Below are 26,378 nucleotides of genomic sequence, written 5' to 3'. Positions count from 1 at the left end.
TTATTCCGAAAGCAGAATTTTATTCTGCAGACTTACCGCAAGGTTGTTTACCAGCATTCCCGTGTTGATTTCCGCCAGCTGTATCTTCGGGGAAGGCAGCGGCCTGAGCTGCCGGCAGAGCATTTTCTCGGCGGCTTTTTTGAATTCCGGAATCTCACAGATCCTGCCGCTGAGAAAAACCGTATCCAGCTGGAAAAAAACGCACAGGGGCTTAAGAACCGCCGCCAGTGCCTGCGCTGCGGACCGGACAGTCTCACCGATGGGCGTAGCGTTTCCCGGCTTAGCCCGGGATTTCCCGGGGAACCCCTCCCCGCCGTCAGCGAGCAGCCCCTCGGACGTCCCGGAATTGCCAAGGAGCGGAGTAATATTCATTACCTTTCTGCCTTCCTTGAGCGAAACAGGAACGCCGTCGAGAGCTATACTTGCCAGAATCTGGCTGCCGATGGTGATAAAGGCGGTGCTTCCCTTTGAAGCCGCGGCATTGCCCGATAATACATGGGTGATTGAAAAACACTGGGAATAATCCTCCACAACGGGGATGTGGAGGCTCATGGTCAAAGCGTCCCTGAGGGAGATCGTATCCGAGGACAGGGATGTGGAATACATAACGGAGAATTCGGTTTCGGTCATGTCTTCCTGGAACAGCAGACCCAGGCCGGTGACGGGCATTCCCCCGCCGGCGGTGTATGCCGAAAGGGTTTCCACCGCGCCGGCAAGCAATTCGTCGCCGGTCAAATACCGGTTTGAAAGGACCATACTGTCTTTTTCATTGAGAAGCATATCGAATATCCGGATAACCGTCCGGTTCCGCCGGACTTCCAGGATCGCCAGGGCCGCAAAATCCTTATTGAGACTCAGTTCCGTCCGTTTCCGGCCGCCGGTGGATGAGCTTACGCCGGTTTCGGCAAACAGCCCCTGATCCAGGAGCTCGGAAACAAGGGAGGAAACCGTGCTGGGGCTCAGATTGGTGATCTGGGCCAGTTCTATCCTGGCGAGGGATTTTTTTTCAACAAGCGTCTTGATCAGCAGGCGCCGGTTTTCTGATTTCATGTCCTTGAGGGTATTTTTCTTCATAATCCTAGGGTCTTCGCTCCGGGTATACGGCTAAACTTATTTCGGACTCCGAAATAAGTAGGTTTTACAATACCATGGCTTTATGGAGAACGCAAGAAAAAAGTGAATTATTTTATACTTTTAATGAATTTTGCACACAGACTACCAAAGAACCCGGTTTTTTCCGCTTTTTTTTGCTTTGTACATCAGGGAGTCAAGACGGCACAGAAAATCTTCCATCGATTCAGCGGGGGTGAATTCCGCGACGCCGAAGCTGGCGGTCACGGAGATTTCCCCGTCAAGGACCATTTCTTCAATCTTTGAACGAAGCCGTTCCGCGAGGTCGGCGGCGTTTTTCAGTTTCGTGAGGGGCAGCAGTATCATAAACTCCTCCCCTCCCCAGCGGGCAAAAATATCTTTGGCCCGCATGCTGGCTTTAACCAGTTCCGAACACGCCACAAGGACTTCGTCGCCCTTGAGATGGCCGTAGGTATCATTCAATTTTTTAAAATTATCCAGGTCAAACATTATTACGGAAAAAGGGATACTGCTGTTCTGGGCCAGGGCGAACCATTCTTCCAGGGACTCGTCAAATTTGCTGCGGTTGTATATTCTGGTGAGCTTATCCGTTACGGACAATATCTCCAGCTGGCTTTCCTTGACAAACTGTATGCGCTGAAAATAATTGGACCGGAAAATAAAAATTGCCGCAAGACACAGAACGATGATGAGGTAAATCAGGGCCTCTATCTGCTGGTAAAGCTTGAGGTTTTCAATATACCGGGGGGTCAGGAAAAAGAAGAGCCCCACCGTAAAAAGGGAACACACCACACAGTAGATCCACCGGTTCGGAACCGCGAAAATCAGAAGGATAACCACAATCAGGGCCATGGCCTGCTGCATAAACCCCTGGGCGCGCTGTTCATATAAAATTCCCATGTAAGAAACATAGAGAAGCGCCTCGTATACGGTAAGGAGGAAGGCATAACGGTTAAAACTCTTTACCCGGTTTGCTACGGAAAAAAGCGCAGCCGAACAGAGAAGAATCGCGGATCTGCTGACCAGGCTCGGGAGGACTTTGTAAAAATCACCGAGGTAAAAAAAATCGAAGAGGACTATGGCGAAGTAGGCGCTTCCGGATACCAGGACCATAATACGGAGGATTTTTTTTGTCCTGTTCCCGTATTCCTCCAGGTAATGGTGTTCCAGCTTTTTATTTTCAAATTCACATATTCTGTTTATTCTGACGGAATTGGTATTCATTCTGCCGGAAGGCCCCTGTTTTTACTATTGGATTATTAAATCGGGAAACCCCATCCGGGCGCGCGTTTTACTGCAAAACCGCCCTCCGGAGATCCCAGCACCCTTTAAATGAATTTCTAATAGTAGATATATCAGTTTTTTTGAAAAAAAACAACATAGCCGCAGGAAGAAGCACGGAACGGCGTAAACACCCCCGGACGCAGCGTTCCGGCTATTTCATAATCCGCCGATTGGGTATATACTGCGGGAAATACGGCCGGCCAAACAGACTGGCCTATGGAACCATTTTTACGGAGATAGTATGTACAGCTTTTCGACTGAAGGAACCTGTTCGACAAAAATCAATTTTACCGTCAGGGACGGCCGGGTTTATTCGGTTTCCTTTGAAAACGGATGCAACGGCAATCTCAAAGCTATCTCTGCGCTGGTGGAAGGTATGCCGGTCCGGGAACTTATCGGCAAGCTTAAAGGCATACAATGCAAGGAACGGGGAACATCCTGTTCGGATCAGCTTGCCAGGGCGGTTGAAAAAGTCGCGAAGACGGTTTCCGCGGAGGTTCTCTGCTGAATTACTGCCCCGATCTGACGAGCCGGAACCCTGTATCCGCGGCGCGGTAGGAAGGTTCCATGTAATTCCTGCTGGCTGACCGGAGGTTAGCTCCCGTACTGAGCCAGCCTCCGCCGCGGCTGACCCGGCGGTCCCCGGACGGCGGCCCGGAATATCCCCGCTTAACAAGCGATATAGACGGATACGGCCCGTACCAGTCCCAGCACCACTCCCAAATATTGCCGTGCATGCCGTATAACCCCCACTGGTTTGGGAGGAAACTCTCAGCGGGGGTTGTTTTTTTCCTGAACAGCCCCTTGGAATCGCCCTCCGGAGGGAAATTACCGTCGTAATTAGCCTGATCCGTGCTGATTGATTTTCCCGTATAAAAGGGAGTATCCGTCCCGGCCCTGCAGGCGTATTCCCATTCGGCCTCGGTAGGGAGCCGGTAGCCGTCGGCACCGCGGTTCCAGACAACGGTACCGCCGTTGATATAATACGCCGGGGTGAGTCCGTCCCGTTCGCTCTTCCAGTTGCAGTACGCCGCCGCGTCGAACCAGTTCACCAGTACCACGGGGTTTTCTTCAGACTGATCAAAGAAGGGACGGTCCCAGGAAACATCTTCGGCCATCCGCCACCGGGTTCCGTCAAGAATTACCCCGCCGCCGGCAATCTCCGCCGCGGTTTTATACCCCGTGGCTTCCGTGAATTTCCTGAATTCCCCTACGGTCACCGGCTTCGGGGCCATGTAAAAGGGGTCCAGCTCCATATCGACAAGCCGCTCATCGTCATAGCGGCCCGATTCTTCACCGGGGCTTCCCATAACGAACCGGCCGCCGGGAATCCGGACCATGGCTTCGGGTTTTACGGTTTCCGGCACCGGTGCCGGGGCGCCCCGTTCAGGCGCCGGCGCGCCGGAAAGGACCACCGCGGGGGACGTACCGTCCCGCCGGAAAAACAGGAACGTCGCCCCATCCTGGTGGTTTGCCTGTTTAAGGGTTCCGTAGAGGGGCGTAGAGGCAGCCACGGAAAGCCGCACCTCGTTGTATATTTCAATAGGATCGATCAGCGGTTTCGTATTTTTCCTGAGGCACATCTTCAGGGCACCGGCGAATTCCGACTCATCGGGAACGGTTTCAATGGAACCGGAGGTCAGGACCTGGCGGCTGACCAGAGAATAGGACCTCCGGTAATAATCGCTGCCGATCCGTTCCGGCAGGGACCGGCTGGTATCCAGGATATCCCCGGCAAAACACGCGTCCGATACGAGAAAAACATGGATGCTTTTCAAGCGTGAAATATACCCCCGGATCTGGCTGTTCGGGAGCCAGTTGCTTTGGGCGAAGCGGTCGGTTCCGGCGTCAGAAGGAATCCAGAAACCGGCCCCCGACGCGCTGTCGAGGTGGCCGTGGCCGGCAAAATACACAAACAGCGAATCATGGACGGACAGCCGTTCCTGCAGGGAGGTGAATGTCCTGATGATGTTTTCCTTTGTCGCGTCCCGGTCATACAGTTCAATAACTTCGTCTATATAATAATCACCGACCAGGATATCCCGGATGTCCCTGGCATCGGAAACAGGGTTCCGCAAAGCGGGCCAATGCTGGTATCCGTCAATAGCGATAAAAAGGGCGTACTGTTTTCCCAGGACAGGCTGAGGCTCCCCGGGCCGCTGGCCGGAAAAAGAAATACCCCGGTCCTGGGCGAAAATCCCGGCGGTTCCGGCAAGATATAAAAAAAATATCGATAGTATACGGACTGAAAACTGCTTTACCATATAATTCAATTATAACACCAATTCGTAGGCTTCCACAGGCTCATCGTAGCCCTTTGCGGTTACCGCCCGCCTGCCGCCAAAGCTGTACCGGGAACGGACCTTAAGCCAGGTATCCCGGGCGACAAGGATTCCCCCTGCGGGGGCGTTGCTTTCCATGCGCTGGGCAAGATTAACCGCCGCTCCGATTACCGTATATTCTATCCGGGCCGCGGTACCCAGGTTTCCCGCGATGACCTTCCCGGTATTGATACCGATCCGGACTTTCAGATCCATCCTTCCCCTGAGGTTCCATTCCGCCGCCAGTTCCCGGACCTTTTTCTGCATGGCCAGGGCGGCGCCGACACACCGCTCCGCGTGGTCGGGCTGTTCAAAGGGATCCCCGAAAAACGCCAGGATACCGTCTCCCATGAATTTGTCCACCGTGCCGCCATAGTCAAACAGTATCCGGGCCATGGATTCCAGGTATTCGCTCAGGAAAGAATGGACATGTTCCGGGTTTTTGTCGGAGCTCCATTTGGTGAACCCGGAAATGTCGGAAAACAGGATGGTTACCTCTTTGTGGGCGGGCGCCAGATCGGTTTTTCCCTCCGCCAGGATTCGCTGGGCCAGGGACCGGGGAAAGTAACGGGACAGGGCGTTTTTCAGGAGCAGCTGTTCGGTGTACTGGACCCCGAGACGCCGGATAAACTCAAAGAGCCAGATCAGGAAAAACAGGAAAAACGGAACGGCAAACCATGGGACCGTACCCATCCGGTTCCAGCAGATGAAAACAGCCAGACTGTGAACCGTAAAAAGTCCCAGGAAAGCACCGTGAAAAAACAGATTCCGCTTCAGATATATGAACCATACACTGAGGATCAGCACCAAAATTACGGCGCAGGCCTTCAGCGCCCGGGAAGCCTCCCCCGGAAACCGCCCGTTCAGTATTGCGCTCAAAACCGCGCTGTGGATACCCGACAGAGGATAGACCGCCTCAAAGGGAACCGGCCCGAAATCTTTTTTCGAGCTGCTCGTATCCGCCGCTAAGACTATCCCGGACCCGAGGAGGTTAAACACTTCATCCATATAGGCGCTGTCGGTTTTTGCCCTGACCACGGACTGGAAGGAAATCCTCCGGGGATCATCGGTCCAATTAATCGAAAAGGGAATTACCGCGGCTCCGGTATGATCCACGGGAATGGTTATGGCCTCACCGTCTCCCAGAGGCAGGATGAGCCGGGATCCGCCGTACAATTCTATCGCGTCTGGATCGATTCCCAGTTCAAGAACCGCCATGGCCAGAGACAGGGAGGGAATATAGCCGCCGCGCCATTTATACAAAAGCGGCGTTCTCCGGTATATACCGTCGCTGTCCGGGGTTATCCCGATATGGGCAAGCTGGACGGCGGCATCCGCCAGCGCGGGGAGAGGCATCAGAAAGGTCCGGGCTTCGGGGACCCTCTCGGCGTTTTCGGCTTTTATATTCCAGAGGTGCCGTCCGAGGATACGCTCTTCCTCATGATCCAATTCCCGGTAGGGATAGTTTTCCCAGGCCGCGGGGACCGGGGTCACGGCGATTACGAGATTTCTCACGCCCCGGGCCGATTCCGTGAAGGCTTCATCGGCTTCCCTGCTTCCGCGGAAGAGAAAATCCAGGGCGGTCGCGGTATGCGTCTCGGACAGCACATCCAGAAGATCGGAAAACGCGGACCGGCTGTCCAGAGAAGCGCCCAGGAGTTCCTCGGTCCGGTCACTGAGGTCAACCGATACAATGGCGGGATTGAGCGGTTCCGGCGATTTCGCTATTTTCCGGGATAAAACATAGTCAAACAGACTCCGGTCCAGAAAAGCGCAGAACCCCGAAACCCATAACAGCGTGAACACAGCCAGGCCAAGGAGAACGGCCGGAACCGGAGCGGCAAGCCGCTTAATGGCGGATGAGGATTGTTTTGACATAGGAAGTGGCCCCGGAATATTCAACCCCCTCAGGCGGCGTGAGGCTCCTGGATGAACCGCCCATGAGTACCGGCTTGTCGGGATTTTCCGCCAGCGGCGACGCGGCGCTTCTCAGGCGCATCACCTCATTCAGTACATTGCGGGCATTTCTGCGGGATCCGTCTTTTTCAAAAGCGGCCACCGCCCCGGACAATCCCGGATCATCTTCGTTTAGCAGTATTAAATAGAAGGTTTCGGTCCCGGGCGGCGGGATCAGGGCGACCGGTCCGGTCCGGAGCATCCTGCCGGCGCTGAGCCGGCCTGCATGGATAACGATTACCGCCCCGTCCGATCCCTGATAGATAATGTAGCAATAACAATCCGATTCAGACTGGAGAACCAGGGAAAACTCATCCTCCGTACTGAGCTGTACGGCACGGGTTACGGGGATGGACTCGCCGCCGGGTTCCCTGAGAAGGGCCATTCTCCACGTAAACGGCTGCAGCGGCTCGGAAGAGATGGGGTATACCCAAAAAAACGAGAGGAGACAAATAAATAATGGTTTTGCCTTCATCATACAAACCTGCCTGGATTGCAGGAATTATACAGTATTTCAGCGGAATAGGATAGTTTGCCGGTATAAATAAAAACCAACCCAGGAAAAAACGGCGGTCAGCTGAAAACGACCTTGTTTTTGCCGCTTTTTTTGCCCTTGTACAGGTATTTGTCACAGCGGACAATACTGGCATCAATATTATGCAGATCAAGCTTCGTGACACCCATGGTGACGGTAAACTTTATCTGCAGGGGGTACACTTTCAGCACATGGTCGGCGATGCTGAGGCGCAGCTTATCCAGAATAGACCGGGCGGTCTTAAGATCCACATCATTGAGAATAATGAGGAATTCCTCACCGCCCCAGCGGATTATGGTATCGGTTTTCCGGAGTTCCCGCTGAATTATGGCGGACAGATCAATCAGAACCTTGTCCCCTACCCCGTGTCCGTGGGTATCATTGATCTTTTTGAAGTCGTCAATATCGAGCATGGCTACACAATAGGGCCCCGATTCATGGGCTTTTTCGCGGAGCTGCTTAAAAAACTGTTCCGAATAATGCCGGTTGAACAACCCGGTGAGCGAGTCGGTGTAGGCATGGGATTCCAGGGTTTCTATCTGCTTCTGCTGCAGGTTCTCCATTATTTTCTTTATGAAATTCCCGATCAGCAGTTCCACCGAAATGCCGGCAAATCCCACAACAATATTGAAATACATCAGCGGGACCGCGAACCGCCCAAGAGAAAAAACAGGGTCAACATGGGGGCAGACAATAAGCAGCGCCGCCAGGATAAGCCCTATCCCCGCTCCAATGGAAGCCCGGATATACGGTTTGGCATAGGGAATGATTATCTGCATAACCAGAACCATCAGAAAGTAAAACAGGATATAATTTTCTATTCCGAACCAGAAAACCGATGCGAGACCATAGGTCAGAACTTCCGCGGAAAGGATAATTCCGGCCACGGTGGGATGTTTCTCCCGGAGCAGATAAAAAGCAACGCCGTAAGAGACGATGCTGATACTATTATGGATAATGAGCGCCGGAATTCCCATGAAAATTGAAAAAACCAGCAGCCCTACATGGACAAGAAAGGCAAAAAGGAGGGCAGAACCAAGGATTATATATAAGGTAAGATCATTTTCATTCACACTGGCGTCTGAAGAATGCGGGAGGTTTAATATCCGTTTAAGCTGTTTAATTAAATTATCAAATCTCATGGATGCCTTAAAATGAATCAAATTCCTTCATTATAATATCGGCACTGCGGATTTCTTATTTATACACGAAAAAAAGCCGTTTCTATTCATAATTCCCCCATTTTTAAACAAATTCGGCATTATTACTTAACAGCCGGTCCCCCGCCGGATGATAGTATCAGAGTACCAATAAATTAGCTTATATAGAAGCCCCTTTTGTATTATTTTAAGGATTTCTTAAAATAATCCATTCCGTGGTGTGTACCGCACGGTTACAGAGACGGCTATGTTTTTACTGTAGGGATTACCTGAATACTATAAAGAACGCTCCCAGAATATAGCAGGCAAAACTGCAGAACTGGAAAACATACGCCCGCTTCGGTGCCCCTTTGAATTCACCGTATTTTATACCCCAAAGCTGGGTCCAGACACCGGAAGTCAGTCCCAGGGGCCAGCTTACGGCGGAACTGAGGGCTCCCGTGGCGAATGTATGGATGATATTGCCGCCGTAATGGAACAGCCCTGAGATAATCCCGAATTTATGGATTTTGAACGGAGCCTTCCAAATGAGATGCCACTGTCTGCGGCGGGTCAGGCGTATACCGCTGGTCAGGAGCGCGCCGATAAATGCCCCGGTACAGAGCATGCACATAAAGGGCAGCACCGCCATGCCCACCGGCTGGGTTATGGTTTTTAAGCCATAGGAAAGGGCCAGGGTATATCCGGGACTGAACAGGGAACCCAGGGCTATGAGCATCACCGCTTTTTTCATGACGCTTTTGTCCTTGCTCAGCCCCGTATCGATATTCTTTTCCCGCTGGGATGCGGACTTGCACCGTTCCGCGAAGAAAACAAAAAAAACCGCGGCCAGGAGAAAAAAGACCGAAAGCCCTACCCTGCCCATGGACAGCCCCTCCGGGCGGCCTCCGATACCGGTGGTGATCGCCGTGCCGACAACAAAGTTGATCGACGCCTGCATGGGCTGTGAAAGGGTCAGCCCGATGAGGGTCATGACCTTCAGCTGGATGCTCATCCCGATAACGTACATCACACCGCCGAGCAGAACGATAAGGATCTTTGACGGGTTAATCAGCCACAGTTCCCGGATATTGGCAAATATTCCGGACCGGTCAATTATGAGGCCCACGGACCACACAAAAATAAGGGATGTGGTAAATAAGGTCATATAAAAGGCATCCAGCGGATATTCCCCTAGGTGCTTCAGGGAGATAAACCAGGAACCCCACATCGAAGCGGCAAGCAATGCCATGAAAATGGCCGCGGGCTGAGGTACAAGAGGCGCAAAGTTCATATTATATCTCCTTTTGTTTGAAACTGCGTTCTTTCCGGCGGCGGTATACCGTAACAGCGGCAAAACCCGCAAGGGGAATAATCGAAATAACTATAAGCATGAATTCCATTCCCCCGAAAATCCGCAGAACCGACAGGGTACTGGTCCCGCCTAAGGAATAGGTTTTTCCTTCAAATGATTGGGGAATGGTGAGGGAAAATCCGGAAAAGGTACTTTCCGCGTGGCCCAGTTCCAGGGGATTGATTACATACCCCAGCTTGCTTCCCGCTATCTGGTTAACCTTATATCCCCGGAGCTCCATGGTCTCGGTTCCCAGGGTCATTGTTGTAACCGACGGGTTGAGCGCCACGGGAACCCAGATTGAAAAGGCGTTCCGGCTGTACCGGTTCTGGGGATTCATCATCAGGTTGTAGGAATGGCCGTCGAAATGGAGGTAATCGTAGGGCTGCAGGTACAGACTGCTCCCCGGGAGCGTAAACAGCGTCATGGTACTGTCGGGAAAATCCGAAGGTACGGACCACCGGCCTTCCTCAAAAACCCGGAAGCCCCCGATCCGTTCCCTGGGGCTAAATACCCTGAGACGCTTCCGGGTTCCCGGGACTTCCCGGCCGTCGGGGTCCTCAAAATACATACGGTATTTCCCCGCGGGGAACTCCACGGGAAACCCTATGTTTACATCCGTGGACATAACGGTAAAATCCTTCGGCGGAAGGGGGACTTCGGGAAATTCCCCGGGATCAGCGGGCGGATTCCGGAGATACTCGGAAATCTTCCGGTCATAATCCCGGGCCGCCGCGTTGTAGGCGTATACCGCCTCCGAATACCGCCGCTGGGCCGCCGTAAACTCCCGGTGTTTCCGGTCGGCATCGGAACCCCAGTAAATACCGATGGTGCCGGCAATGTCATTCATATCGTACTGGATCACATACCGCTGGGCCTCGATGCGGTGTATCCGTCCGCCGCTGTCCTTTACGCAGAGGGTTCCCCGGAGCGGAATGTTCCTGGCGGCCCAGTCGGCTTTGTACTCACTGGTAAGGGGCCAGTAATACAGGGAAGTCTCCCGGACGACAAAGGCGTTCATCCGGTCCGCCTGGATAAAAATCTCCCCGGCGTTTTCCGGTACAATAGTGCTGTTGTATGCGATACCGTCAAAAAAGTTGATTGCGTAGATGGTGTCGAATTTCTCATCCTGGGCGTAGGCAAGGAAACCGGCCAACAGCAGCAGAACGGCGGCAGTCCGGTTTTTCATAGTACGCTCCTTTTAAACAGCCATCTGCTGAGAAACCCGAAAAGCACCTGCCCCGCGGCAAAGGCAGCGCAGATAAGAACCACCGGAAGAATTCCATAGCTGAAATTCTTCTGCAGAATATAAAACTGCGTATACGGAGAGAAATACACCGAGGCATCGTACAATGACTGGGACACCACCCTGAAGAAGGAGAAAACATCCACATCGGTCCGTTTTACGGGAACCAGGTATGTGGAAATAACCGTATTCCCGAGGATTATTCCTATGCAGACCACATGGAACAGGAGCAGGTACCAAAGAGCGAGTTTCGATTTTTTCGCCAAAGCGCCGATGCACATGGCAATGGTCAGTATCAAATTCGACAGAACGTATCCGATAAGGATCTGCAGCACCGCGGCGGCGGTAACGGGAATACCGGCCAACAGATAAACCGCGGTAATCCACAGCAGAGGCAGCACAAAAACCGCGACACAGTTCATCAGGCTGTAGGATACGAAAATACTTATAATGTATGAGGATTCGTCCACGGGTCCGTACAGATAAGACTCGTAGATCCTGCTGTCGATATCCCTGGATATGTGGAGCATCTGGAGAAAGGATGAAAAAACGCAGACAAACAGAACCCCCGCGAAAATCGGCTGCTCATAAATATTGGAAGTCACTATGAACATATCCTTCGCGACGGAACGCAGCGCATTGATTGTAAAACCGGAGAATATGAGCAGCACCGAGACAAAGAGAAACCAGCTTTCGAAACGGAAAGCAATGTTCCGGATAAAATATTTTGTCAGAACCTTAATAGTATTGCTTCTGAATTGTTTATCACTGTTCAAAATACAGGACCTCCCGGTTCCTGGGGCAGCCCGGCGGATTCCATGATTTTCGAATAGACCATCGCGACGGATGGTTCTGAATAGGTTATCCCCGCAACCAGAAGGCCGGAAGCAACAATTGCTTCGGCTATGGCCCTGCGGTTCCGCTCATCTCCGGCGACGGACAGACGGTACCGGCATTGTCCCTGTTTCTCCCAGGAAACAACTCCGCTGAGATTCCCCAGGCGTTCAATTCCCGGGGTATTTTCTTCTATTAATAGAATGTCCAGGGAATATCCTCCGTCAGATTTCCGCCACAGATCTGTTTTGCTGCCGTATGCCTTAACATCACCGGAGTTGATAATCAGGAGATCATCCACCAGATCGTCAATTTCCGAAAGAATATGGGAACAGATAATAAGGGTAGAACCGGATTTTTTCATTTCCTTGAGCAGGTTTACGGTCAGGTAAATCCCCTGGGGATCGAGGCCGGAAAAAGGCTCGTCGAATATCAGGATCTCAGGTTTATGGAGAACCGCCTGGATAATATTCAGCTTTTTTTTCATCCCCGTGGAATATTCCCGGATTTTTTTTGACCGGGAATCGTACAGTTCCATGTACCGGAGCAGCGCGCCGGCCCGGTTTTGGATATCGCCGACCTGGTAAAGTTCCCCAAAAAACCGGAGGTACTCCCAGGCGGTCATATCCAGAAAAAAAGTCTGTTCCTCAATAACCACGCCTATTTTTTTTTTCGATTCAAAGGATGACGGTTCAATGGGAGCGCCGAAGACGGCGACCTGGCCGCTGCTTTGGGGAATCACGCCAAGCATAAGCCGGATAAGGGTTGTCTTGCCCGCGCCGTTGGGCCCGAGGATAGCGAGACTCTTTCCCCTGCTCAGGGTAAAGGTCACCGGATTAAGCACCTGCCGCTTGTGGAATTGTTTTGTTACCTCCGAAAAGGCAATAAGCTCCCGGGTATCAGAGTTCACGGATAGTATCCATTAATGCATCAAGATACCGGGTTGCTTCGGCCTGGGTACTGTCCTCGACCGCCGCGATACCGGGTGTCTCGATCATAAAGGTCGCGGAGACCGTACCCATGGCTCCGGCGATCTTCGCGTCCCGGTGCTTCTCCCATCCCACACAGAATCCCCCGGCGTAACTGTTGCCGCAGCCGGTGGGATCGACCCTGGGGGCGTCAATGATGGGAACGTGCCACATGGTATCGTGATCCCGGTCCCAGACATAGGACCCCTGCCGGCCGTTTCTGACGGATACGCAGGCAGCGCCTTTTTTGGACCACCAGGTAAGAACTTCCTTGGGATCACTGCTTCCGGCCAGTCCGCTCGCGGAAGGCCAATCCGGGGAGACCACGTCAACCTGATGCAGGAATTCGGTTATTTCATCTTTGTTTTTCCATTCCCGGTAGTCAATCAGCGGCTCCAGAGAAAATACCGATCCTTTCTTCTTTATTTCCAGGGCCTGGCGGACCATATCCTCGCTGGTAAATTCGGTAATCAGATGGATGGCTTTGGGATTCCGGTATGACTCCGGAAGGACAATATTTCTTTCCAGAAGCTGTTCCAGGTTAAAGTGGAGTTTATTCAGTTCCGCGTAGGTATCCCGGTCCTTTACATTGAGGTAATCATTTTCATCGTACATCATGATACCGTAAAGCGTCTCGAGGTCGGGATAGACCGCGAGACCGTCGGTGTTGATCCTGAGGCGGTTCAGGCTGTTCCGCGCGGTTTCGGGGAATGTATTGCCGACCCTGGTCACAAGGCCCACGGAATCGCTCCAGACCCGGGCGCCGAACGCCCCCTGGGGTCCCCCGCCGCCGAGCTGGTCACGGATTATGGTACCGTCCAGAAGGCCGATATTATCGATTATAATCTTCCCGTAAATAACATAGTCGATCATGGCAGCATCCTTCGGGACTAACGGTCCGACATAAACATGGCCCGGCCGTGTTTTTTCGCAAGGTAATACGCCAGGACGGTCCCGGGAATATACTGGGTTAAGGGCGCGAGCAGTTCGTTAAAAATGCCAAAGACAGGTACCACCGCATCCGCCGAAGCATCGAAGTCATGGATTTCTCCGGGAACTACCGCGATGATCCTGTGCCCCAGAGCCTTGGCCGCGGAAATCAGGGTCGCGGCCCGTTTAAAAGCCGGCCCGGGGTTGGCGAAAATAATCAGCGCCGAATCCAGGGGATAGGCGAAACTCTCCACATGGTTCCATTCCTCAAGATCCTGCCCGGCGGCGGTTACCCCGCTGCCCTCAACAATCTTGGCGCTGCTGAACAGGGCCGTTCCCTGGTCGGGCCCGCTTCCGACGCATCCTATGAAGCTGCCGCCGGCAATATCCGCCAGGGCCGGACCCATCCTGATCGTATTCTCAATGGTCTTTTCGGCGCCCTCCGCGTTTTCTGCTATAAACGCCGCAATTGATTTTCTCGACAGAGACCCGGAGCGACCTTTTGCCTCACCGATACTGCAGGCAGCCGAAAAAAGCCCCGTGAGGGAAGCCGCGTACGTCCGGATGCCCGGAGTCCGCCCCAGTTCCTCAAGCTGCACCGCCTCGGAGTATTCCGCGGATGATTCCAGGAGGGATTCCTTTTTCCCGCAGATGGCGAGGGTTTTAATTTTCGGGTACCGGCTGCGGCATTCCTGTATGGCCTCAACCACAATCGGGGATCCCCCGGAAGCGGAAATACCGATAACCAGAAGGGTCTCTGGATTTCTCTCGCCCAATACCGGGAGAATGTAATGCAGAAATTCCAGTGCCGGAACGGGAAAGTATATGGTTCCGCTGATATGCTTGAATCCGTACTCCGCGGACTGGGCCGCGTAGTATGAATCACCGTCTCCGATAGCGTATACGACATGGACAGGTTTCAAATCAACGGCATCCTTTGAAAGGCCGGGATTGAGCAGCAGCCCGGGCAGTTCCTTCCGGTGAAGATTTCCGTAGGTTTTCATCTGATCAAGGATTAATTCGGGTTCCCTTCTATCCATAATAAATCTCCGTAGGAATGGTCTAAAGCTCAGGCTTTGATTACTTTCAGCCAGACTTCCCGGTCCCGGGGGCCGTCAAATTCCGCGAAAATGATTCCCTGGGAACCGCCTAATTTAAGCCGGCCTTCTTCGACAAAAACGGTCTCGGAATTTCCCACCAGGCACGATTTGATGTGCGCCGCCGCATCCGAAGGCGTATCGAACTGGTGGCGGAAATCGACCCGCATGGGCACCAAAGATTTTATCGTATCGAAAATATCATCCGGGGTTTTCGGGTCCATATAGGAATTGATAAAAAGCCCCGCTGTTGAATGGGGATTGAAGACACAGCAAATCCCGTCGCCGATACTGTTTTCCGCAAGAACCGCATTAATGTCTTCATTTAAATTCTTCCAGGAGTGCTGGGCATCGGTCCGGAATTTTATCGTATAGAACATTACACTTCCTCCTTGAGATACCGGGTCATCACGGCCCTCGGTTCCCGGATCGATTCATCTCCGGACATAAACATTCCCCGGTCCAGTTCCTTAGCCAGGACCGCTCCGATCAGGACTGAAGGGATATAAAACAGAAACTGCTTGAAGTGTTCGTCCAGGCTGCCGGAAACCGGAATTACCGCGTCAGCGCGGGCGGCAATAGATCCGTGTTCCGGCTGGTCCGTCACCGCGATTACGGGATGGCCGATCTGCTTCGCGGTTTCCATAAGCTTGAGGGCATGGTTAAACGAAGCGCCTCCGGGGGCTATCACGATGAGCGGCGTATCCACGGGATAGGTAAACCGCTCCACATGCATCCATTCCTCAAGGTCCTGGGGAATGCAGTACACCCCGGCGATTTCCATGAGCTTTGCCGCGGAAAACGCCGCGGTTCCGAAATGGCTGCCGCAGCCCGCGGTCATAAAAAACGGGGACTTCGCCCATTTTGTTATTTTTTCCGAAACAGTGTTACTGTCTTCTATTATCTTAGGAATGAAACTGCCCTGCGCGGCGATGAGCTTCCGCATGGCGTTAGCCTCATTCATGTGGTATTTGTTCTGTATTTCCCCGATGCGTATGGCCAAGGCCGCAAGCCCGAACAGGGATGCGCCGTAGGTACGGATGCCCGGAGCCCGTCCCAGTTCGGGGATACTGATGTCGTATACTGAATCGGCGGCCTTGGCGGCGGATGATTCGGGATTGCCCACCATGGCGACAATTCTGGTATCGGGCGCCTTTTCCCGGGTTCTCTGCAGGGCCTGGACGACCCGCTTCGATTCACCGGAAGCTGAAACGCCGATTACCATGGACTGGTTCGGGCTGTAGTCCCGGATGCAGTCCACCTCATAGGCCAGAAATTTCATGGCGGGAACGGCAAAGTATTCGACATTGGTTAAACGCATGAACGCGTTTTTTGAGGCCAGTGCCGCGTGGCAGGAATCACCGTCACCGACGACATAGACTTTTTTTACGCTGAGCAGATCGCCGGCGGTAAAGAGATTCCGGAGTCTGCGGTCTATCTCGGGGAAAGTTTCTGTATACAGATCCTGCAATGTAGAAAGCTGATCCGTTGCGAGCTGATAATCCAAACGCATACTTACACCTTTATGGACCGGACGAGGCCGACGTATTCCTTAACGGTATTGGGATCGATGTTTCCGCCCCATTTGCCGTTTTCAAAACAGCTTCCCACCAGCGCCATATCGGCTTCCTTCATCCTGCTGGTGACATTGGAAAGATCCGTTCCCCCGCCGAGGACCACCGGGAGCGAGCCGCTGACGGTTTTAAGATCATGGACGATCCGGTTGTTGAGTTCCTCATCCTTGTGCATGACCTCAACGGCATCGGCGCCCACGGTCTTTGCGGAATTCGCGTACATGCGGATGGCGCCGGAATCGTAGTCCCCTTTAAAATGATATCCCTGGATTTCGGCAATCATGGCAACCTGTTCCGCCCCGATGGATCTGCGGTAGGACATAACCTTCAGCGGGTCCGCATTAATGGTCCCGAAGGGAGACGGAGTCGTCCCGATCAGCGCGGTGCACCGGGTAAAGTCGGCTTTGCAGACCTTCGCGATGGCCAGCGACGGGGTAATGCAGTTCCACATAAGCTGAACACCGATCTTAAAGTCCCGGGAGCCGACCAGCTTCCGCACTTCATGGGCAATGACCGCCAGGGCCGATACCCGGGCGTAATCGGTATCGTCCGTGGAAGGGTAAATTTTATCCACCGACTGGAGCAGACAGCCATCGGCTCCGCCGTCAAGCAGGGCCTGGGTATCCTTGAGCGCTTTTTCCATGGAGAGCTCAAAATCCCCCTCATTAAATAAAGGTGTACCGGGCAGCGGTTTCAGATGAACCAGACCAACCACATATTTCTTTCCTTGCAAGTTTGTAAACATAACAGCCCTCCTTTTAACCTTTAATGCCCGAACTGGCGACACTGACATAGAAATATTTCTGCGCGAACAGGAACAGCAGTATTATTGGCAGGGACGCCAGAACCATGGAGGCGAACACGGCGCCCCAATTCTGTGCCCGGTCGGTAAACTGGGAAGCGATAGCCACCTGGATCGGCTGGAGTTTTGTCTTGCTGATCGCGATGAGCGGCCAGAAGTATTCATTCCATATAAACTGGAATTCCATGAGACAGACCGTAAGCAGGCCGGGAATGCAGTTTGGCAGGATCAGCTTCCAGAGAATCTGCCACCGGTTGGCGCCGTCCACAATGGCGGCCTCGTCCAGTTCATAGGGAATATCCGACAGAAACTGCATCAGCAGGAATACCACAAAGGGGCTGGAATACCAGGGAACCACCAGCGCCCAGAACGTATTTATCAAACCCAGGGCGTTGGCCACAAAATACAAAGGCACCGTAACGACCTGCTGGGGAATCATCATGGTGGCCACCACAAGCACCAGCAGAAATTTCTTCCCCGGGAAGGGAAGCCGGGCAAAGAAATACGCGGCGCTGGTACTGAAAACCAAAGACGACGCCACGACACAGATGGACGACATGAGGGATATAAACAGATTCCGGCCTATATTTACCCCCTGGAACTGGGCTTTGTCGGTGAGGCCCAGGGAGTACAGATACCCCTCCATGGTAAAATCCTTAAGGGTAAAAAAGCTCTTCAAAGAAAAAGGATAGGCGTTGCTCCATATCGCCTGGGTATCCCGGAAGCTGTTTCCCACCACATAGGCCATGGGGAAAATAAAAATAGCGGCGATAAGAAAGAACAGCAGAATATACATTAAATTATCGAAAACCATTCTCGGTTTTGATTTATGAACGATTATCATTGCGGTCCTCCTAATAATCCCGTTTGAACAGACGCATCTGACCGACACTGATGACCAGCAGAATAAGGAGCAGGACAATCGACATGGCCGTGGCGTATCCCATGCGGCCGAAGTTAAACCCGATGCTGTACAGATGGTATACGATAACGTTGGTCGATCGGTTCGGGCCGCCCATGGTAAGGGTCTGGACGGGAATAAACGACTGAAACGCCTGGAGGGTCGCCCAGATAGTAACAAACATAAGCTGCCGGGAAATCATGGGTATGGTTATTTTCCAGTAAATCTGAATTTTCGATGCTCCGTCGAGGTGGGCCGATTCATAAAATGAGCCGTCGATACCCTTAAGCCCCGCGACGATAATGATCATGCTGTATCCGACATTCTTCCAGACGGAGATCATGGCGATTGTCGGGAGGGCGGTTTTGGAATTCAGGAGAAACGCCACCCGTTCGATACCGAAAATCTGGAGAATGGAATTGACCATCCCCACATCCTTGTTGAGCAGCATCCCCCAGACGATGGAGACAACCACAAAGGATGTCACCACGGGAATAAAAATCACGGCCCTGAGGAAATTGACTCCCGGTTTTGGCTGGCTTACGAAGGAAGCCAGACCGAGGGCCAGGATTACGATGGCCGGCACGTAATAAATAAAATATTTTAAGGTTATCCAAAGACTGTGATAAAACGCCGAATCTTTGAATAAATTGATATAGTTTTCAAATCCAAGGAAACGCCGGAATCCGGCGAGAAGGCTGTAGTCCCAAAAACTCGTGCGGATAGCCCATGCTATCGGGAGATACCGGAATATAATAAAGTTAGCCATTGCGGGGATTACAAAGAGCAGGAAAAGATACTGTACTTTCCTGTGTTTTTTAAGCCGAAGGACGCCCATAGAATCTCCTTCAAATCGGGGACGGGTTTCCGCCCCGTCCCCTTAGGTACGATTAAAGCTAAAACGAAACTACTATCTGCTGTTCCAGCCCTTGTACGGCTGCGCGGCTTTCTGCATTTCCGCAGCGTATTTCCGGGTAAGAGCCGGCACATCCCGTTCTCCCGCCATAAGGCTCTGCCAGAATTCGGTAAACAGGGTGTTGTACTCGGTGTACGCCGGGGTGGCGATCCGCATAACGCCGGCCTTCTGGAAATACTCGACCATCAGGTGCCGGGGACTCGCGGGATCCACGAATTCGTCAATGCTGTTGTACAGGTTGACGTTGGCGGGGAACTGGTTCTTGTATTTCCAGATATATTTGGCGCCGGCATCGCTGGCGGCGAATTTTACGAACGCCAGGGCTTCCTCAAAATGCGGCGACGTTGTCAGAATTCCGTAGTGCCAGGAACCGGTATGGCAGATCGGGGTTTCCCAGTAGGTCGGCTCGATGGCGCCCATCTTGAAGTCCGGGAACATATCCTTCTGGGTCCCGATGATCATATCCTGGTAAAAATGGGTTGCCGAAAGTCCGGTAAACATCTGGTTCGTGATGGTCTGGGCGGATTTGACCTTGTATTTGTAAACGAGGTCCTGCTGAAACTGGAAGGCCGCGATCGCTTCGGGGGTATCAAAGTACCCGACAAAGGTTATCCCGTCGTCGGCCACGGCTTTATAGGTGTTTGATCCTTTTCTGCCCGCGGACCGGTTGGTAAGACCGTAAAAATAATCCCAGGGACCGTCGGTATTGAGCGCGAACACTTCAGGGGTTCCGTCACCGTTCCGGTCAACGGTCAGTTTCTGGAAATTCCTGAGGGCTTCCCCGTTGGGGCCGAGCTTCCAGCCGGCGGTGTTGGAAACATCGATACCCGCTTCATTCATCATATCCACGTTGTACCAAAGGAGCTGGGCCGACTGCGCCAGGGGCGGTCCGTAGAACCGTCCCGCGTAAGAACCTTCTTCCACAGACTGGGGCGCCCAGGTCTTGAGTTCTTCAGGGGAAAAATACTCCGTCAGGTCCCGGATCACGTTGTTGAAGGCAAAATGGCGGACATTGGGGCCGTCAACCATGGCTATATCAATATCTGCCTTGGTTGCCACAGCCTTGGTAATTGAGGGAAAAAGCTCCGCAAAAGGTTTGATATCGAATTCGACATTGACATGAGCGTATTTTCCGTTCTCAATCTGGTGGAATTCGTTGACTATGTCCCTGAATGCCATTGCTTCCAGAGGGTCATCGATTTTTATCACCCGTATGGTAACCGGCTTCTGGCCGGAACCGGACGAACCGCCGTCCGGCTGCCCTCCCGCAAAGAGTCCGGCTGCAAGAAGTAAAACTACCATACATAACAGCAATCTTTTCATTCTCTCCTCCTTAAAAGCTCTTTCTGCATACCGCCGAGTCCCAGGCCGCAGCAGCATACATTACAATAAGCCCAGAATTTCCACTTGTCAATGTTTTTCAAACATTTCCAAATCTTTCCGTTTTTAGAAAAAAACTACCAGAGATTGGAGATAAATTTGGTTTTTTACTGATAAATTTATCAAACCGGTAATTCCGCGTGGAAATAGATAATTTATTATTATTTACATAATAAAGAGTTATGAATATAAAATGAATTTATACCGATATTTTTCCGTGAAATAAACTGTAACATACCGAATCTTGCTTTTTTTGCCAAACTCAATCATACTTTACCGGTGAACACAATAAAACGCAGACTTAAAATCCTGGAACTGCTCAAAACCGAACGGTCGGTTAAAATTTCCCAGCTTACCGAGCTGTTCCAGGTATCCAGGGTGACCGTCAGGGCGGATCTGGACGAACTGGAACGGAAGGGCCTCTTGATCCGGACCCGGGGCGGAGCGCTGCACCCGGAGAATCTTCCGCTGGTGCGGATGCTCATGGAAAACCTGAAGGAGAAGCAGGACGAAAAAGAAGCTATCTGCCGGGCGGCGATGCGGTTTATAAAATCCGGTATGAATATCATAATCGACACCGGTAGCACCATGGTGCACCTGGCCCGGCTAGTTTCCGAAATGAATATTACCGTGACGACAAATTCCGTGCTGGTCCTGGATGAACTGCGGGACGCCCAGTCGGTGGAAGTTTTTGTGGCCGGCGGCATGCTCCGGAGGCCGTATATGTCCCTTATGGATACGGCAACCTCATTTATGTTTGATCAGATCCACGCGGATATCCTGTTTCTGGGCTGTCCGGGATTTTCGGTGAACAAAAATATTACCACCACGACGATTATTGAGGCTGAAACGAAAAAGCAGATGATTAAAAGCGCGTCCATGGTCTGCCTGCTGGCGGATTCATCAAAAAAAGACAAAATGTTCATGGCGAATGTCTGCGGCTGGGATTCGATCGACTATTTTATTACCGATGCCCTGACGGAAGAAGATATAGTTCAGATTGCGGAATACGGCGTACAGACAATCATCGCAAAGGACTGAAAAACCTGCTAAAACATTTCGGCAAGCGGGATTTGGCTTCCGGTCACGGGCTTCCTGTCCGCTCCCTCCAGCCCGCCTCCGCGCTTTTCGGCGCGTCCTGCACCGAAACCTGAAAACCGCTGCCGCGTTTTTCAGGCACAGCGCTCCGGTTCAAATCCCGGCGTTCATTCAATATGTAAGTTTCTCGGGCAAGTGGGATTTGAACCCACGACCTCTTGGTCCCGAACCAAGCGCGCTACCCCTGCGCTACTGCCCGATTTTTATAAAAAAACCCGTCCGTATGGACGGGCTGTGCGGACCCTAGGTCCCACGGGAGCGACGGGACTTGAACCCGCGATCTCCGGCTTGACAGGCCAGCGCGATAACCAGCTTCGCTACGCCCCCTAAATGTGGAGTAATCCTATAAAAAAAAAAGAAAAGTGTCAAGCGTACGGTGTATTGCCAGGATGTAATCCGCGGCAAAAGGTTTCCGGGAACAGCGGAGAATCAGGCATTCTCCAGAAACACTAAAATCTATAGAAAGTACTTCCCCGGCAGAGCAGCAGGTCAAAAATAAAGATTGACAACCCCAAATTCAGGGTCTACAGTCTTGATTTAATTCGGGTGCCGCCGCAGTTACAAGTCCCAGGGCAGCAGCAGCCGGTCAGGAGGATATCACTATGAAACGAAAGTGGATGATTCCCGCTCGGGAATCACTGTTCAAAATGAGCCTGATCCTGATGCTGGGCATACTGTTCCTGGCGGGTTCACCCCTGGCTCTTGCGTCGGGGTCGGCGGAAGAAATAACCGTATACCACACCAACGATGTGCACGGATCGGTTATCGGTACGGAAAAAACCTGCGTCGGTATGGAATATATCGGCGGAATAAAAATGGCGACCCCCAACAGCCTGCTGCTGGACGCGGGGGATATACTGGACGGCACCATGGCCGCAAACCGGGACGAGGGACGGAGTATTGTCCGCATGATGAATTCCGCGGGGTACGATATGATGACCCTGGGGAATCATGAATTCGGCAAAGGCCAGGTCCAGCTCCTCGAAATTCTTCAGCAGGCGGATTTTCCCGTCATGGGAGCGAATATAGCCGCCACCGGTGAGTCCCGGGATTCGGAAAATCTCGTTAATTTCCTGACACCCTATAAAATTTTCGAAGTGGCGGGGAAAAAAATAGCTGTTTTCGGAATATCCACCCCGGAGACCCTGACCAAGTCAAACCCCGCGCGCCTCAAGGGCCTGACCTTTACGGATGTTGCCGCCGCCGCGAAGCGTTCGGTGGATACCATCCGGGCGGAACACGGGAAAATGGATGCGGTAATCTGTGTCGCCCACTGCGGGATGGATAATTCCTCGGATGACGAAAACAAGGCATCCGCCGTGATGTCCCTGCTGAATGAAGGGGATATCGACCTTATCATTGACGGACACGCCCACCAGGAACTCATGGGATCGGGGGCGATGTACGAAAAAGGCGCGATGATTGTATCCACCGGAACGGCCCTTAAATACCTGGGAAAGGTAACCATATCCTTCAGCAGAAATGGGGCGAAAACCCTGACATCATCCTATATTGACGCCGCGGATGCCCGGGCGAATTACAGGCCCAGACCTTCCACAAAGGAGCTGGTGGATGAGATGAGCAGCTACCTTGCGGAAGCCAGCGGCACGGTAATCGGGAAATTCCGGAACGGTATGTACGGCGGCGAAGTCTACGGGGAACGCGTATCCAGGAAGGGCGAATCCAATATGGCGAGTTTTGTGACCGACGCAAAACTTTGGCAGACAAGAAATTACTTTGAGGGAACCGAATACCTGGATCCGTCAAAATACGTAATTATCGGGTACAACGGCGGCGGCGGAATCCGGGCCAGCCATCCCGCGGGAGAAATAACCATCGGCAGTGTTTTCAAGGTACTGCCCTTTGACCAGGGTACTGTATACATTGCCCTGCCGGCATCGGATCTGTACAAAATGATCGAAAACGGCGTGAGCAAGATAGCCGGACAGGACGGCCAGACAGGCTATGTCCAGGGAGCCGACGGGCGGTTTTTCAACGCTTCGGGAATGCGGTTTGAATATGACATATCCGAAACCGCACAGGTGCTGGATGAAATCAACACCAGTCCCACCTTCGGGCAGGTTACGGTGCCGGGAAGGCGGGTAAAAAATATCTATCTCGACTGCGACAACGGAGCGCGGCTTTCCGAAGATGATCCCAGGAAAATCGTGCTTGGGGTCCTCAGTTTTGAAATGTCCGGGGGCGACGGATACTTCCTGCTGACCGATTACCAGAACAAAATAATCGGCGAGGATATTTCCAACACCCAGGCCACGATCCGGTATATTCAGTACCTTATGACTTTGCCCGAAAACAGAGACGGCATTGCATATCCCCTGAACCAGGGCCGGTGCACCATCCTGGGAAGCGCCTACAAAAATTCCAGCTGGGATTTCAAAGGGACCGTGGCGGCAAGCCCCGGAGCGTCCTCCGACAGCATCATGAAACTTTCCGGCTACGATATGCAGAAAGAAGGAGCCCGGCCTGTGGCGGGAGTACAGTACCGGGTTACGCTTAACGGAAAGGAAACCGGAAGCGTTACCACGGACAGCAGCGGATCGTTTACCCTGAACAGCCTGCCCAACGGACCGGCGGAACTGCGCCTGACCGGACACGGCCGCGTATTTGAAACCTGTATTGATAACTTTGCCGGTATCAACAATCTGGTCTTTATTGAGGCCGCAGGGCATCCGTAGTATCGGGCACGGCACAGAAGCATGGAGATACCGGATACGGGGGCCCGTCGTTACCGGCAGCACACCATGCTTCTGTGCCAATTCTCTGTTACTACGGATGCACTGCTTTGGCGGGGTGCCGGGTATGGGAGGACGGTTCGGGGTGATGCGGAGGCCGGGATCAGGCGACTCCGGCAGTGCCGCCGCCGGAACCCGAAGTGGGGGCAGCGTAAGACTTGCCGCCTTTGGCGCCAAGTCTTTTAGGAGTTTTGCAGCGCAAAAATCCACATATAATGCGGCAAGGCTGGAGCGAGGGGGAGCAGCCCGCGCGGCAGGGCAGCACCGGGCCGGTTAAGCCGGAAAGCACCCGGTCATAATGGTAAACCGGGTGGCATGGAAAATGGCGTATGAGCGACTTTCGAGGCCTTTAGGCCGACGAGGAGCCATACGCCATTTTCCGTGCCAGGACCCGCGGCACCGTTCTCCTCGGGTGCTTTCCGGCTTGTCAGACCCGGTGCTCCCCCGCATCATTGACGCCTTTTTTACGAAATGGTATCCTGTAATACCGCCGTACCATGCCGTACGGATACCGAATTTACAGTCAATACATAGTTGAGAGGTATAAAACTCTATGGTTTCCAAGGGAAAAAAAACGAAAAGCGACCAAGAAAATCCAGGACAGTCCGAATTTATCCGCCGCTTCAAGGCGAACCCGCTGGTCTTTATCGGGACTATCCTGATCCTTGTCATCGTTGTCATTGCTTTTGTATTTCTTCCGGCTATAGCACCGGAAATGGGCAAATCCGGTTCGCTGACCTTTGGATCCTATGACGGTGTTCCCATTAACTATGTTCCTAAGAACTATTTTGCCAATCAGCAGGAATATATCGCCCGGTACTATCAGAATTCCGTTACCGAGCAGAATTACCAGTTTGCCTCCTACCAGATATGGCGGACCGCATTTGAGGCAACCGTGGTTCATACCGCGGTGCTTAAAACGATGAAGGATGCGGGGTACACCGCGCCGGAAACCCTGGTTGACCGGCGGGTGGCGGAACTCCCCGAATTTCAGGAGAACGGACGGTTCTCCGTTGCCCTGTACCGCCAGATGGACAATTCATCCCGGATGAGCCTCTGGAAGAGTGTCCAGGACAGCATAACCGAGGAACGGTACTGGAATGATATCAGCGGACTGCGGGTTCCTGCCGGGGAAACACGGTTTATTAAATCCATGGCATCCCCTGAGCGGCGTTTTGAAATGGCGGCGTTTCCCTTCACCATGTATCCCGAGACGGAAGTCGCCGCCTTCGCGGAACAGAATCCCGACCTTTTCAGGGTGACCCAGCTTTCAAAAATAACCATCACCTCCAGTGAGCGGGAAGCCAAGCAGGTCCTTAATTCGGTGACAAACGGAACCATGACCTTCGAGGATGCCGCGTCCACCCATTCCCAGGATTCCCTGGCTGACCAGCGGGGCAACATGGGACTCAAAATGGCTTACGAGCTTTCCTCGGAAATACCCGATGAGGCGGCCCGGGAACAGGTAATCAACCTGCCCAAGGGCGAACTGAGCGCCGTGATTAAGGTTCCTTCGGGCTGGGCGTTTTTCCGGAGCGAGGAACCGGTCCGGAGGGCGGATACGGCGGACGCGACACTGCTTGGCAAAATCAGGTCCTATATACTTGAATTTGAACGCGGCCGGGTTGAGGACTGGCTTATCGGCCAGGCACAGAGCCTCGCGTCCCTGACCCAGTCGGGTACATTCCAGACCGCCGCCGCGGCAAAAGGCCTGGAAGCCCGTAATTTCGGCCCTGTCCCGATAAACTACGGCAGCAACGATCTGTTCAAAACCTTGTCGTCCGCCTCGATTGCGGAATTGTCCGGCGCGGTTTCCAATGAACGTTTCTGGGCTGTGGCGTTCGGCACGCCGCTCCATACGGTATCGGAACCGGTGGTCATGGGAAATACCGTACTGGTTTTATACCCCACCGAAGAAAGTTCCGCGGACGAATCGACCACGGGTATTATCGAATCATCCTACCCGTACATGGTTCCGTATTATACGGAACAGGATATGAGAACCCTCGTTATGAACAGTGACAAACTGCAGGATAATTTCATGGAGACATTCATCAGCATATTCTGGGCTTCAAATTAGCGATGTGTGATGAAATACCCCGGCTGGCGGAAGCACGCCGGGGTTTTTCAGTTATTTACCGAGGAAGGACACTCCTTTCCACCCGAGACCCCATTGGCCAGGCGGAACGCGCCGCTGA

Annotated in this window: 22 protein-coding genes and 2 tRNA genes; 4 read left to right on the top strand and 20 right to left on the bottom strand. The window is 52.8% G+C overall.

All coding sequences use genetic code 11. From position 1 onward, the window contains the following. Complete coding sequence (locus JFL75_RS20255) at window positions 1-1,074, bottom strand: winged helix-turn-helix domain-containing protein (protein ID WP_215628481.1); 1,074 nt, start codon at window positions 1,072-1,074, stop codon at window positions 1-3. 141 nt (window positions 1,075-1,215) lie between these two features. Continuing rightward, window positions 1,216-2,316, bottom strand: coding sequence for a GGDEF domain-containing protein (locus JFL75_RS20250; RefSeq protein ID WP_215628480.1), 1,101 nt, complete (start codon window positions 2,314-2,316; stop codon window positions 1,216-1,218). A gap of 301 nt (window positions 2,317-2,617) precedes the next feature. Here JFL75_RS20250 and JFL75_RS20245 point away from each other — a divergent pair, with 301 nt between their 5' ends. Next, window positions 2,618-2,884, top strand: coding sequence for a TIGR03905 family TSCPD domain-containing protein (locus JFL75_RS20245; protein WP_215628479.1), 267 nt, complete (start codon window positions 2,618-2,620; stop codon window positions 2,882-2,884). A gap of 1 nt (window position 2,885) precedes the next feature. Here the strand turns inward: JFL75_RS20245 and JFL75_RS20240 are convergent, their stop codons facing one another. The 16 genes from JFL75_RS20240 to JFL75_RS20165 form a co-directional block, all read right to left on the bottom strand. After that, a complete protein-coding gene (locus tag JFL75_RS20240) occupies window positions 2,886-4,640 on the bottom strand; it encodes an SUMF1/EgtB/PvdO family nonheme iron enzyme (RefSeq protein ID WP_215628478.1) in 1,755 nt (584 codons plus the stop codon). A gap of 9 nt (window positions 4,641-4,649) precedes the next feature. After that, window positions 4,650-6,575: an adenylate/guanylate cyclase domain-containing protein gene (locus JFL75_RS20235; protein ID WP_215628477.1), complete on the bottom strand. Its 1,926-nt coding sequence runs from the start codon at window positions 6,573-6,575 to the stop codon at window positions 4,650-4,652. Then, a complete protein-coding gene (locus tag JFL75_RS20230) occupies window positions 6,547-7,038 on the bottom strand; it encodes a DUF4384 domain-containing protein (RefSeq protein ID WP_215628476.1) in 492 nt (163 codons plus the stop codon). Before JFL75_RS20230 ends, JFL75_RS20235 begins: the two co-directional genes overlap by 29 nt. Window positions 7,039-7,226: 188 nt before the next feature. Further along, window positions 7,227-8,261 carry a GGDEF domain-containing protein gene (locus JFL75_RS20225; RefSeq protein WP_215628475.1) on the bottom strand — a complete coding sequence of 345 codons (1,035 nt, stop codon included), beginning with the start codon at window positions 8,259-8,261 and terminating at the stop codon, window positions 7,227-7,229. Between the two features lie 352 nt (window positions 8,262-8,613). Next, on the bottom strand, window positions 8,614-9,621 hold the full coding sequence (locus JFL75_RS20220) for an L-rhamnose-proton symporter family protein (protein WP_215628474.1): 1,008 nt from the start codon (window positions 9,619-9,621) through the stop codon (window positions 8,614-8,616). A gap of 1 nt (window position 9,622) precedes the next feature. After that, window positions 9,623-10,870 (bottom strand): hypothetical protein, encoded by a 1,248-nt coding sequence (locus JFL75_RS20215; protein WP_215628473.1) that lies wholly within the window; start codon window positions 10,868-10,870, stop codon window positions 9,623-9,625. After that, window positions 10,867-11,703, bottom strand: coding sequence for a hypothetical protein (locus JFL75_RS20210; protein WP_215628472.1), 837 nt, complete (start codon window positions 11,701-11,703; stop codon window positions 10,867-10,869). The genes JFL75_RS20215 and JFL75_RS20210 overlap by 4 nt, the downstream gene beginning before the upstream one ends. After that, window positions 11,700-12,671, bottom strand: a complete 972-nt coding sequence (locus JFL75_RS20205; RefSeq protein WP_215628471.1) for an ABC transporter ATP-binding protein — start codon at window positions 12,669-12,671, stop codon at window positions 11,700-11,702. The genes JFL75_RS20210 and JFL75_RS20205 overlap by 4 nt, the downstream gene beginning before the upstream one ends. Beyond that, the gene (locus JFL75_RS20200) at window positions 12,661-13,602 is read right to left on the bottom strand and encodes a carbohydrate kinase family protein (protein ID WP_215628470.1); all 942 of its coding nucleotides are present in this window, start codon (window positions 13,600-13,602) and stop codon (window positions 12,661-12,663) included. Before JFL75_RS20200 ends, JFL75_RS20205 begins: the two co-directional genes overlap by 11 nt. 17 nt (window positions 13,603-13,619) lie before the next feature. Beyond that, window positions 13,620-14,699: an SIS domain-containing protein gene (locus JFL75_RS20195; RefSeq protein WP_215628469.1), complete on the bottom strand. Its 1,080-nt coding sequence runs from the start codon at window positions 14,697-14,699 to the stop codon at window positions 13,620-13,622. A gap of 29 nt (window positions 14,700-14,728) precedes the next feature. Next, window positions 14,729-15,136, bottom strand: a complete 408-nt coding sequence (locus tag JFL75_RS20190; protein WP_215628468.1) for a secondary thiamine-phosphate synthase enzyme YjbQ — start codon at window positions 15,134-15,136, stop codon at window positions 14,729-14,731. Next, the gene (locus JFL75_RS20185; protein ID WP_215628467.1) at window positions 15,136-16,269 is read right to left on the bottom strand and encodes an SIS domain-containing protein; all 1,134 of its coding nucleotides are present in this window, start codon (window positions 16,267-16,269) and stop codon (window positions 15,136-15,138) included. The genes JFL75_RS20190 and JFL75_RS20185 overlap by 1 nt, the downstream gene beginning before the upstream one ends. Window positions 16,270-16,271: 2 nt before the next feature. Continuing rightward, the gene (locus JFL75_RS20180) at window positions 16,272-17,075 is read right to left on the bottom strand and encodes a BtpA/SgcQ family protein (protein WP_215628466.1); all 804 of its coding nucleotides are present in this window, start codon (window positions 17,073-17,075) and stop codon (window positions 16,272-16,274) included. A 13-nt stretch (window positions 17,076-17,088) separates the two neighbouring features. Continuing rightward, entirely contained in the window at window positions 17,089-17,976 is an 888-nt protein-coding gene (locus JFL75_RS20175) for a carbohydrate ABC transporter permease (RefSeq protein ID WP_215628465.1), read from the bottom strand. A 10-nt stretch (window positions 17,977-17,986) separates the two neighbouring features. Continuing rightward, on the bottom strand, window positions 17,987-18,871 hold the full coding sequence (locus tag JFL75_RS20170; protein ID WP_215628464.1) for a carbohydrate ABC transporter permease: 885 nt from the start codon (window positions 18,869-18,871) through the stop codon (window positions 17,987-17,989). Between the two features lie 72 nt (window positions 18,872-18,943). Next, window positions 18,944-20,272, bottom strand: a complete 1,329-nt coding sequence (locus JFL75_RS20165; RefSeq protein WP_215628463.1) for an ABC transporter substrate-binding protein — start codon at window positions 20,270-20,272, stop codon at window positions 18,944-18,946. Between the two features lie 336 nt (window positions 20,273-20,608). Here JFL75_RS20165 and JFL75_RS20160 point away from each other — a divergent pair, with 336 nt between their 5' ends. Next, window positions 20,609-21,370 carry a DeoR/GlpR family DNA-binding transcription regulator gene (locus tag JFL75_RS20160; RefSeq protein WP_215628462.1) on the top strand — a complete coding sequence of 254 codons (762 nt, stop codon included), beginning with the start codon at window positions 20,609-20,611 and terminating at the stop codon, window positions 21,368-21,370. A 184-nt stretch (window positions 21,371-21,554) separates the two neighbouring features. Here JFL75_RS20160 and JFL75_RS20155 read toward each other — a convergent pair. Further along, a tRNA-Pro gene (locus tag JFL75_RS20155) sits at window positions 21,555-21,626 on the bottom strand. A gap of 54 nt (window positions 21,627-21,680) precedes the next feature. Beyond that, window positions 21,681-21,754, bottom strand: a tRNA-Asp gene (locus tag JFL75_RS20150). Window positions 21,755-22,029: 275 nt separating this feature from the next. Between JFL75_RS20150 and JFL75_RS20145 the strand changes: the two genes are divergently transcribed. Together JFL75_RS20145 and JFL75_RS20140 are read left to right on the top strand one after the other, a co-directional pair. Next, window positions 22,030-24,123 carry a 5'-nucleotidase C-terminal domain-containing protein gene (locus JFL75_RS20145; RefSeq protein WP_215628461.1) on the top strand — a complete coding sequence of 698 codons (2,094 nt, stop codon included), beginning with the start codon at window positions 22,030-22,032 and terminating at the stop codon, window positions 24,121-24,123. A gap of 610 nt (window positions 24,124-24,733) precedes the next feature. Continuing rightward, entirely contained in the window at window positions 24,734-26,260 is a 1,527-nt protein-coding gene (locus tag JFL75_RS20140) for a peptidylprolyl isomerase (RefSeq protein ID WP_215628460.1), read from the top strand. Window positions 26,261-26,378 lie beyond the last annotated feature (118 nt).

It is taken from the genome of Breznakiella homolactica, assembly GCF_016616095.2.
GTDB classification, from domain to species: Bacteria; Spirochaetota; Spirochaetia; order Treponematales; family Breznakiellaceae; genus Breznakiella; species Breznakiella homolactica.
The sequence above is the reverse complement of the archived record's forward strand: the minus strand, read 5'-3'. Positions and strand labels throughout refer to the sequence as shown.

What these genes read in the sequence shown, in the direction of transcription:
- JFL75_RS20255 (WP_215628481.1), bottom strand. Translation starts at nt 1,074, where the DNA reads ATGAAGAAAAATACCCTCAAGGACATGAAATCAGAAAACCGGCGCCTG.
- JFL75_RS20250 (WP_215628480.1), bottom strand. Translation starts at nt 2,316, where the DNA reads ATGAATACCAATTCCGTCAGAATAAACAGAATATGTGAATTTGAAAAT.
- JFL75_RS20245 (WP_215628479.1), top strand. Translation starts at nt 2,618, where the DNA reads ATGTACAGCTTTTCGACTGAAGGAACCTGTTCGACAAAAATCAATTTT.
- JFL75_RS20240 (WP_215628478.1), bottom strand. Translation starts at nt 4,640, where the DNA reads ATGGTAAAGCAGTTTTCAGTCCGTATACTATCGATATTTTTTTTATAT.
- JFL75_RS20235 (WP_215628477.1), bottom strand. Translation starts at nt 6,575, where the DNA reads ATGTCAAAACAATCCTCATCCGCCATTAAGCGGCTTGCCGCTCCGGTT.
- JFL75_RS20230 (WP_215628476.1), bottom strand. Translation starts at nt 7,038, where the DNA reads ATGGCCCTTCTCAGGGAACCCGGCGGCGAGTCCATCCCCGTAACCCGT.
- JFL75_RS20220 (WP_215628474.1), bottom strand. Translation starts at nt 9,621, where the DNA reads ATGAACTTTGCGCCTCTTGTACCTCAGCCCGCGGCCATTTTCATGGCA.
- JFL75_RS20215 (WP_215628473.1), bottom strand. Translation starts at nt 10,870, where the DNA reads ATGAAAAACCGGACTGCCGCCGTTCTGCTGCTGTTGGCCGGTTTCCTT.
- JFL75_RS20200 (WP_215628470.1), bottom strand. Translation starts at nt 13,602, where the DNA reads ATGATCGACTATGTTATTTACGGGAAGATTATAATCGATAATATCGGC.
- JFL75_RS20195 (WP_215628469.1), bottom strand. Translation starts at nt 14,699, where the DNA reads ATGGATAGAAGGGAACCCGAATTAATCCTTGATCAGATGAAAACCTAC.
- JFL75_RS20190 (WP_215628468.1), bottom strand. Translation starts at nt 15,136, where the DNA reads ATGTTCTATACGATAAAATTCCGGACCGATGCCCAGCACTCCTGGAAG.
- JFL75_RS20185 (WP_215628467.1), bottom strand. Translation starts at nt 16,269, where the DNA reads ATGCGTTTGGATTATCAGCTCGCAACGGATCAGCTTTCTACATTGCAG.
- JFL75_RS20180 (WP_215628466.1), bottom strand. Translation starts at nt 17,075, where the DNA reads ATGTTTACAAACTTGCAAGGAAAGAAATATGTGGTTGGTCTGGTTCAT.
- JFL75_RS20175 (WP_215628465.1), bottom strand. Translation starts at nt 17,976, where the DNA reads ATGATAATCGTTCATAAATCAAAACCGAGAATGGTTTTCGATAATTTA.
- JFL75_RS20170 (WP_215628464.1), bottom strand. Translation starts at nt 18,871, where the DNA reads ATGGGCGTCCTTCGGCTTAAAAAACACAGGAAAGTACAGTATCTTTTC.
- JFL75_RS20165 (WP_215628463.1), bottom strand. Translation starts at nt 20,272, where the DNA reads ATGAAAAGATTGCTGTTATGTATGGTAGTTTTACTTCTTGCAGCCGGA.
- JFL75_RS20145 (WP_215628461.1), top strand. Translation starts at nt 22,030, where the DNA reads ATGAAACGAAAGTGGATGATTCCCGCTCGGGAATCACTGTTCAAAATG.
- JFL75_RS20140 (WP_215628460.1), top strand. Translation starts at nt 24,734, where the DNA reads ATGGTTTCCAAGGGAAAAAAAACGAAAAGCGACCAAGAAAATCCAGGA.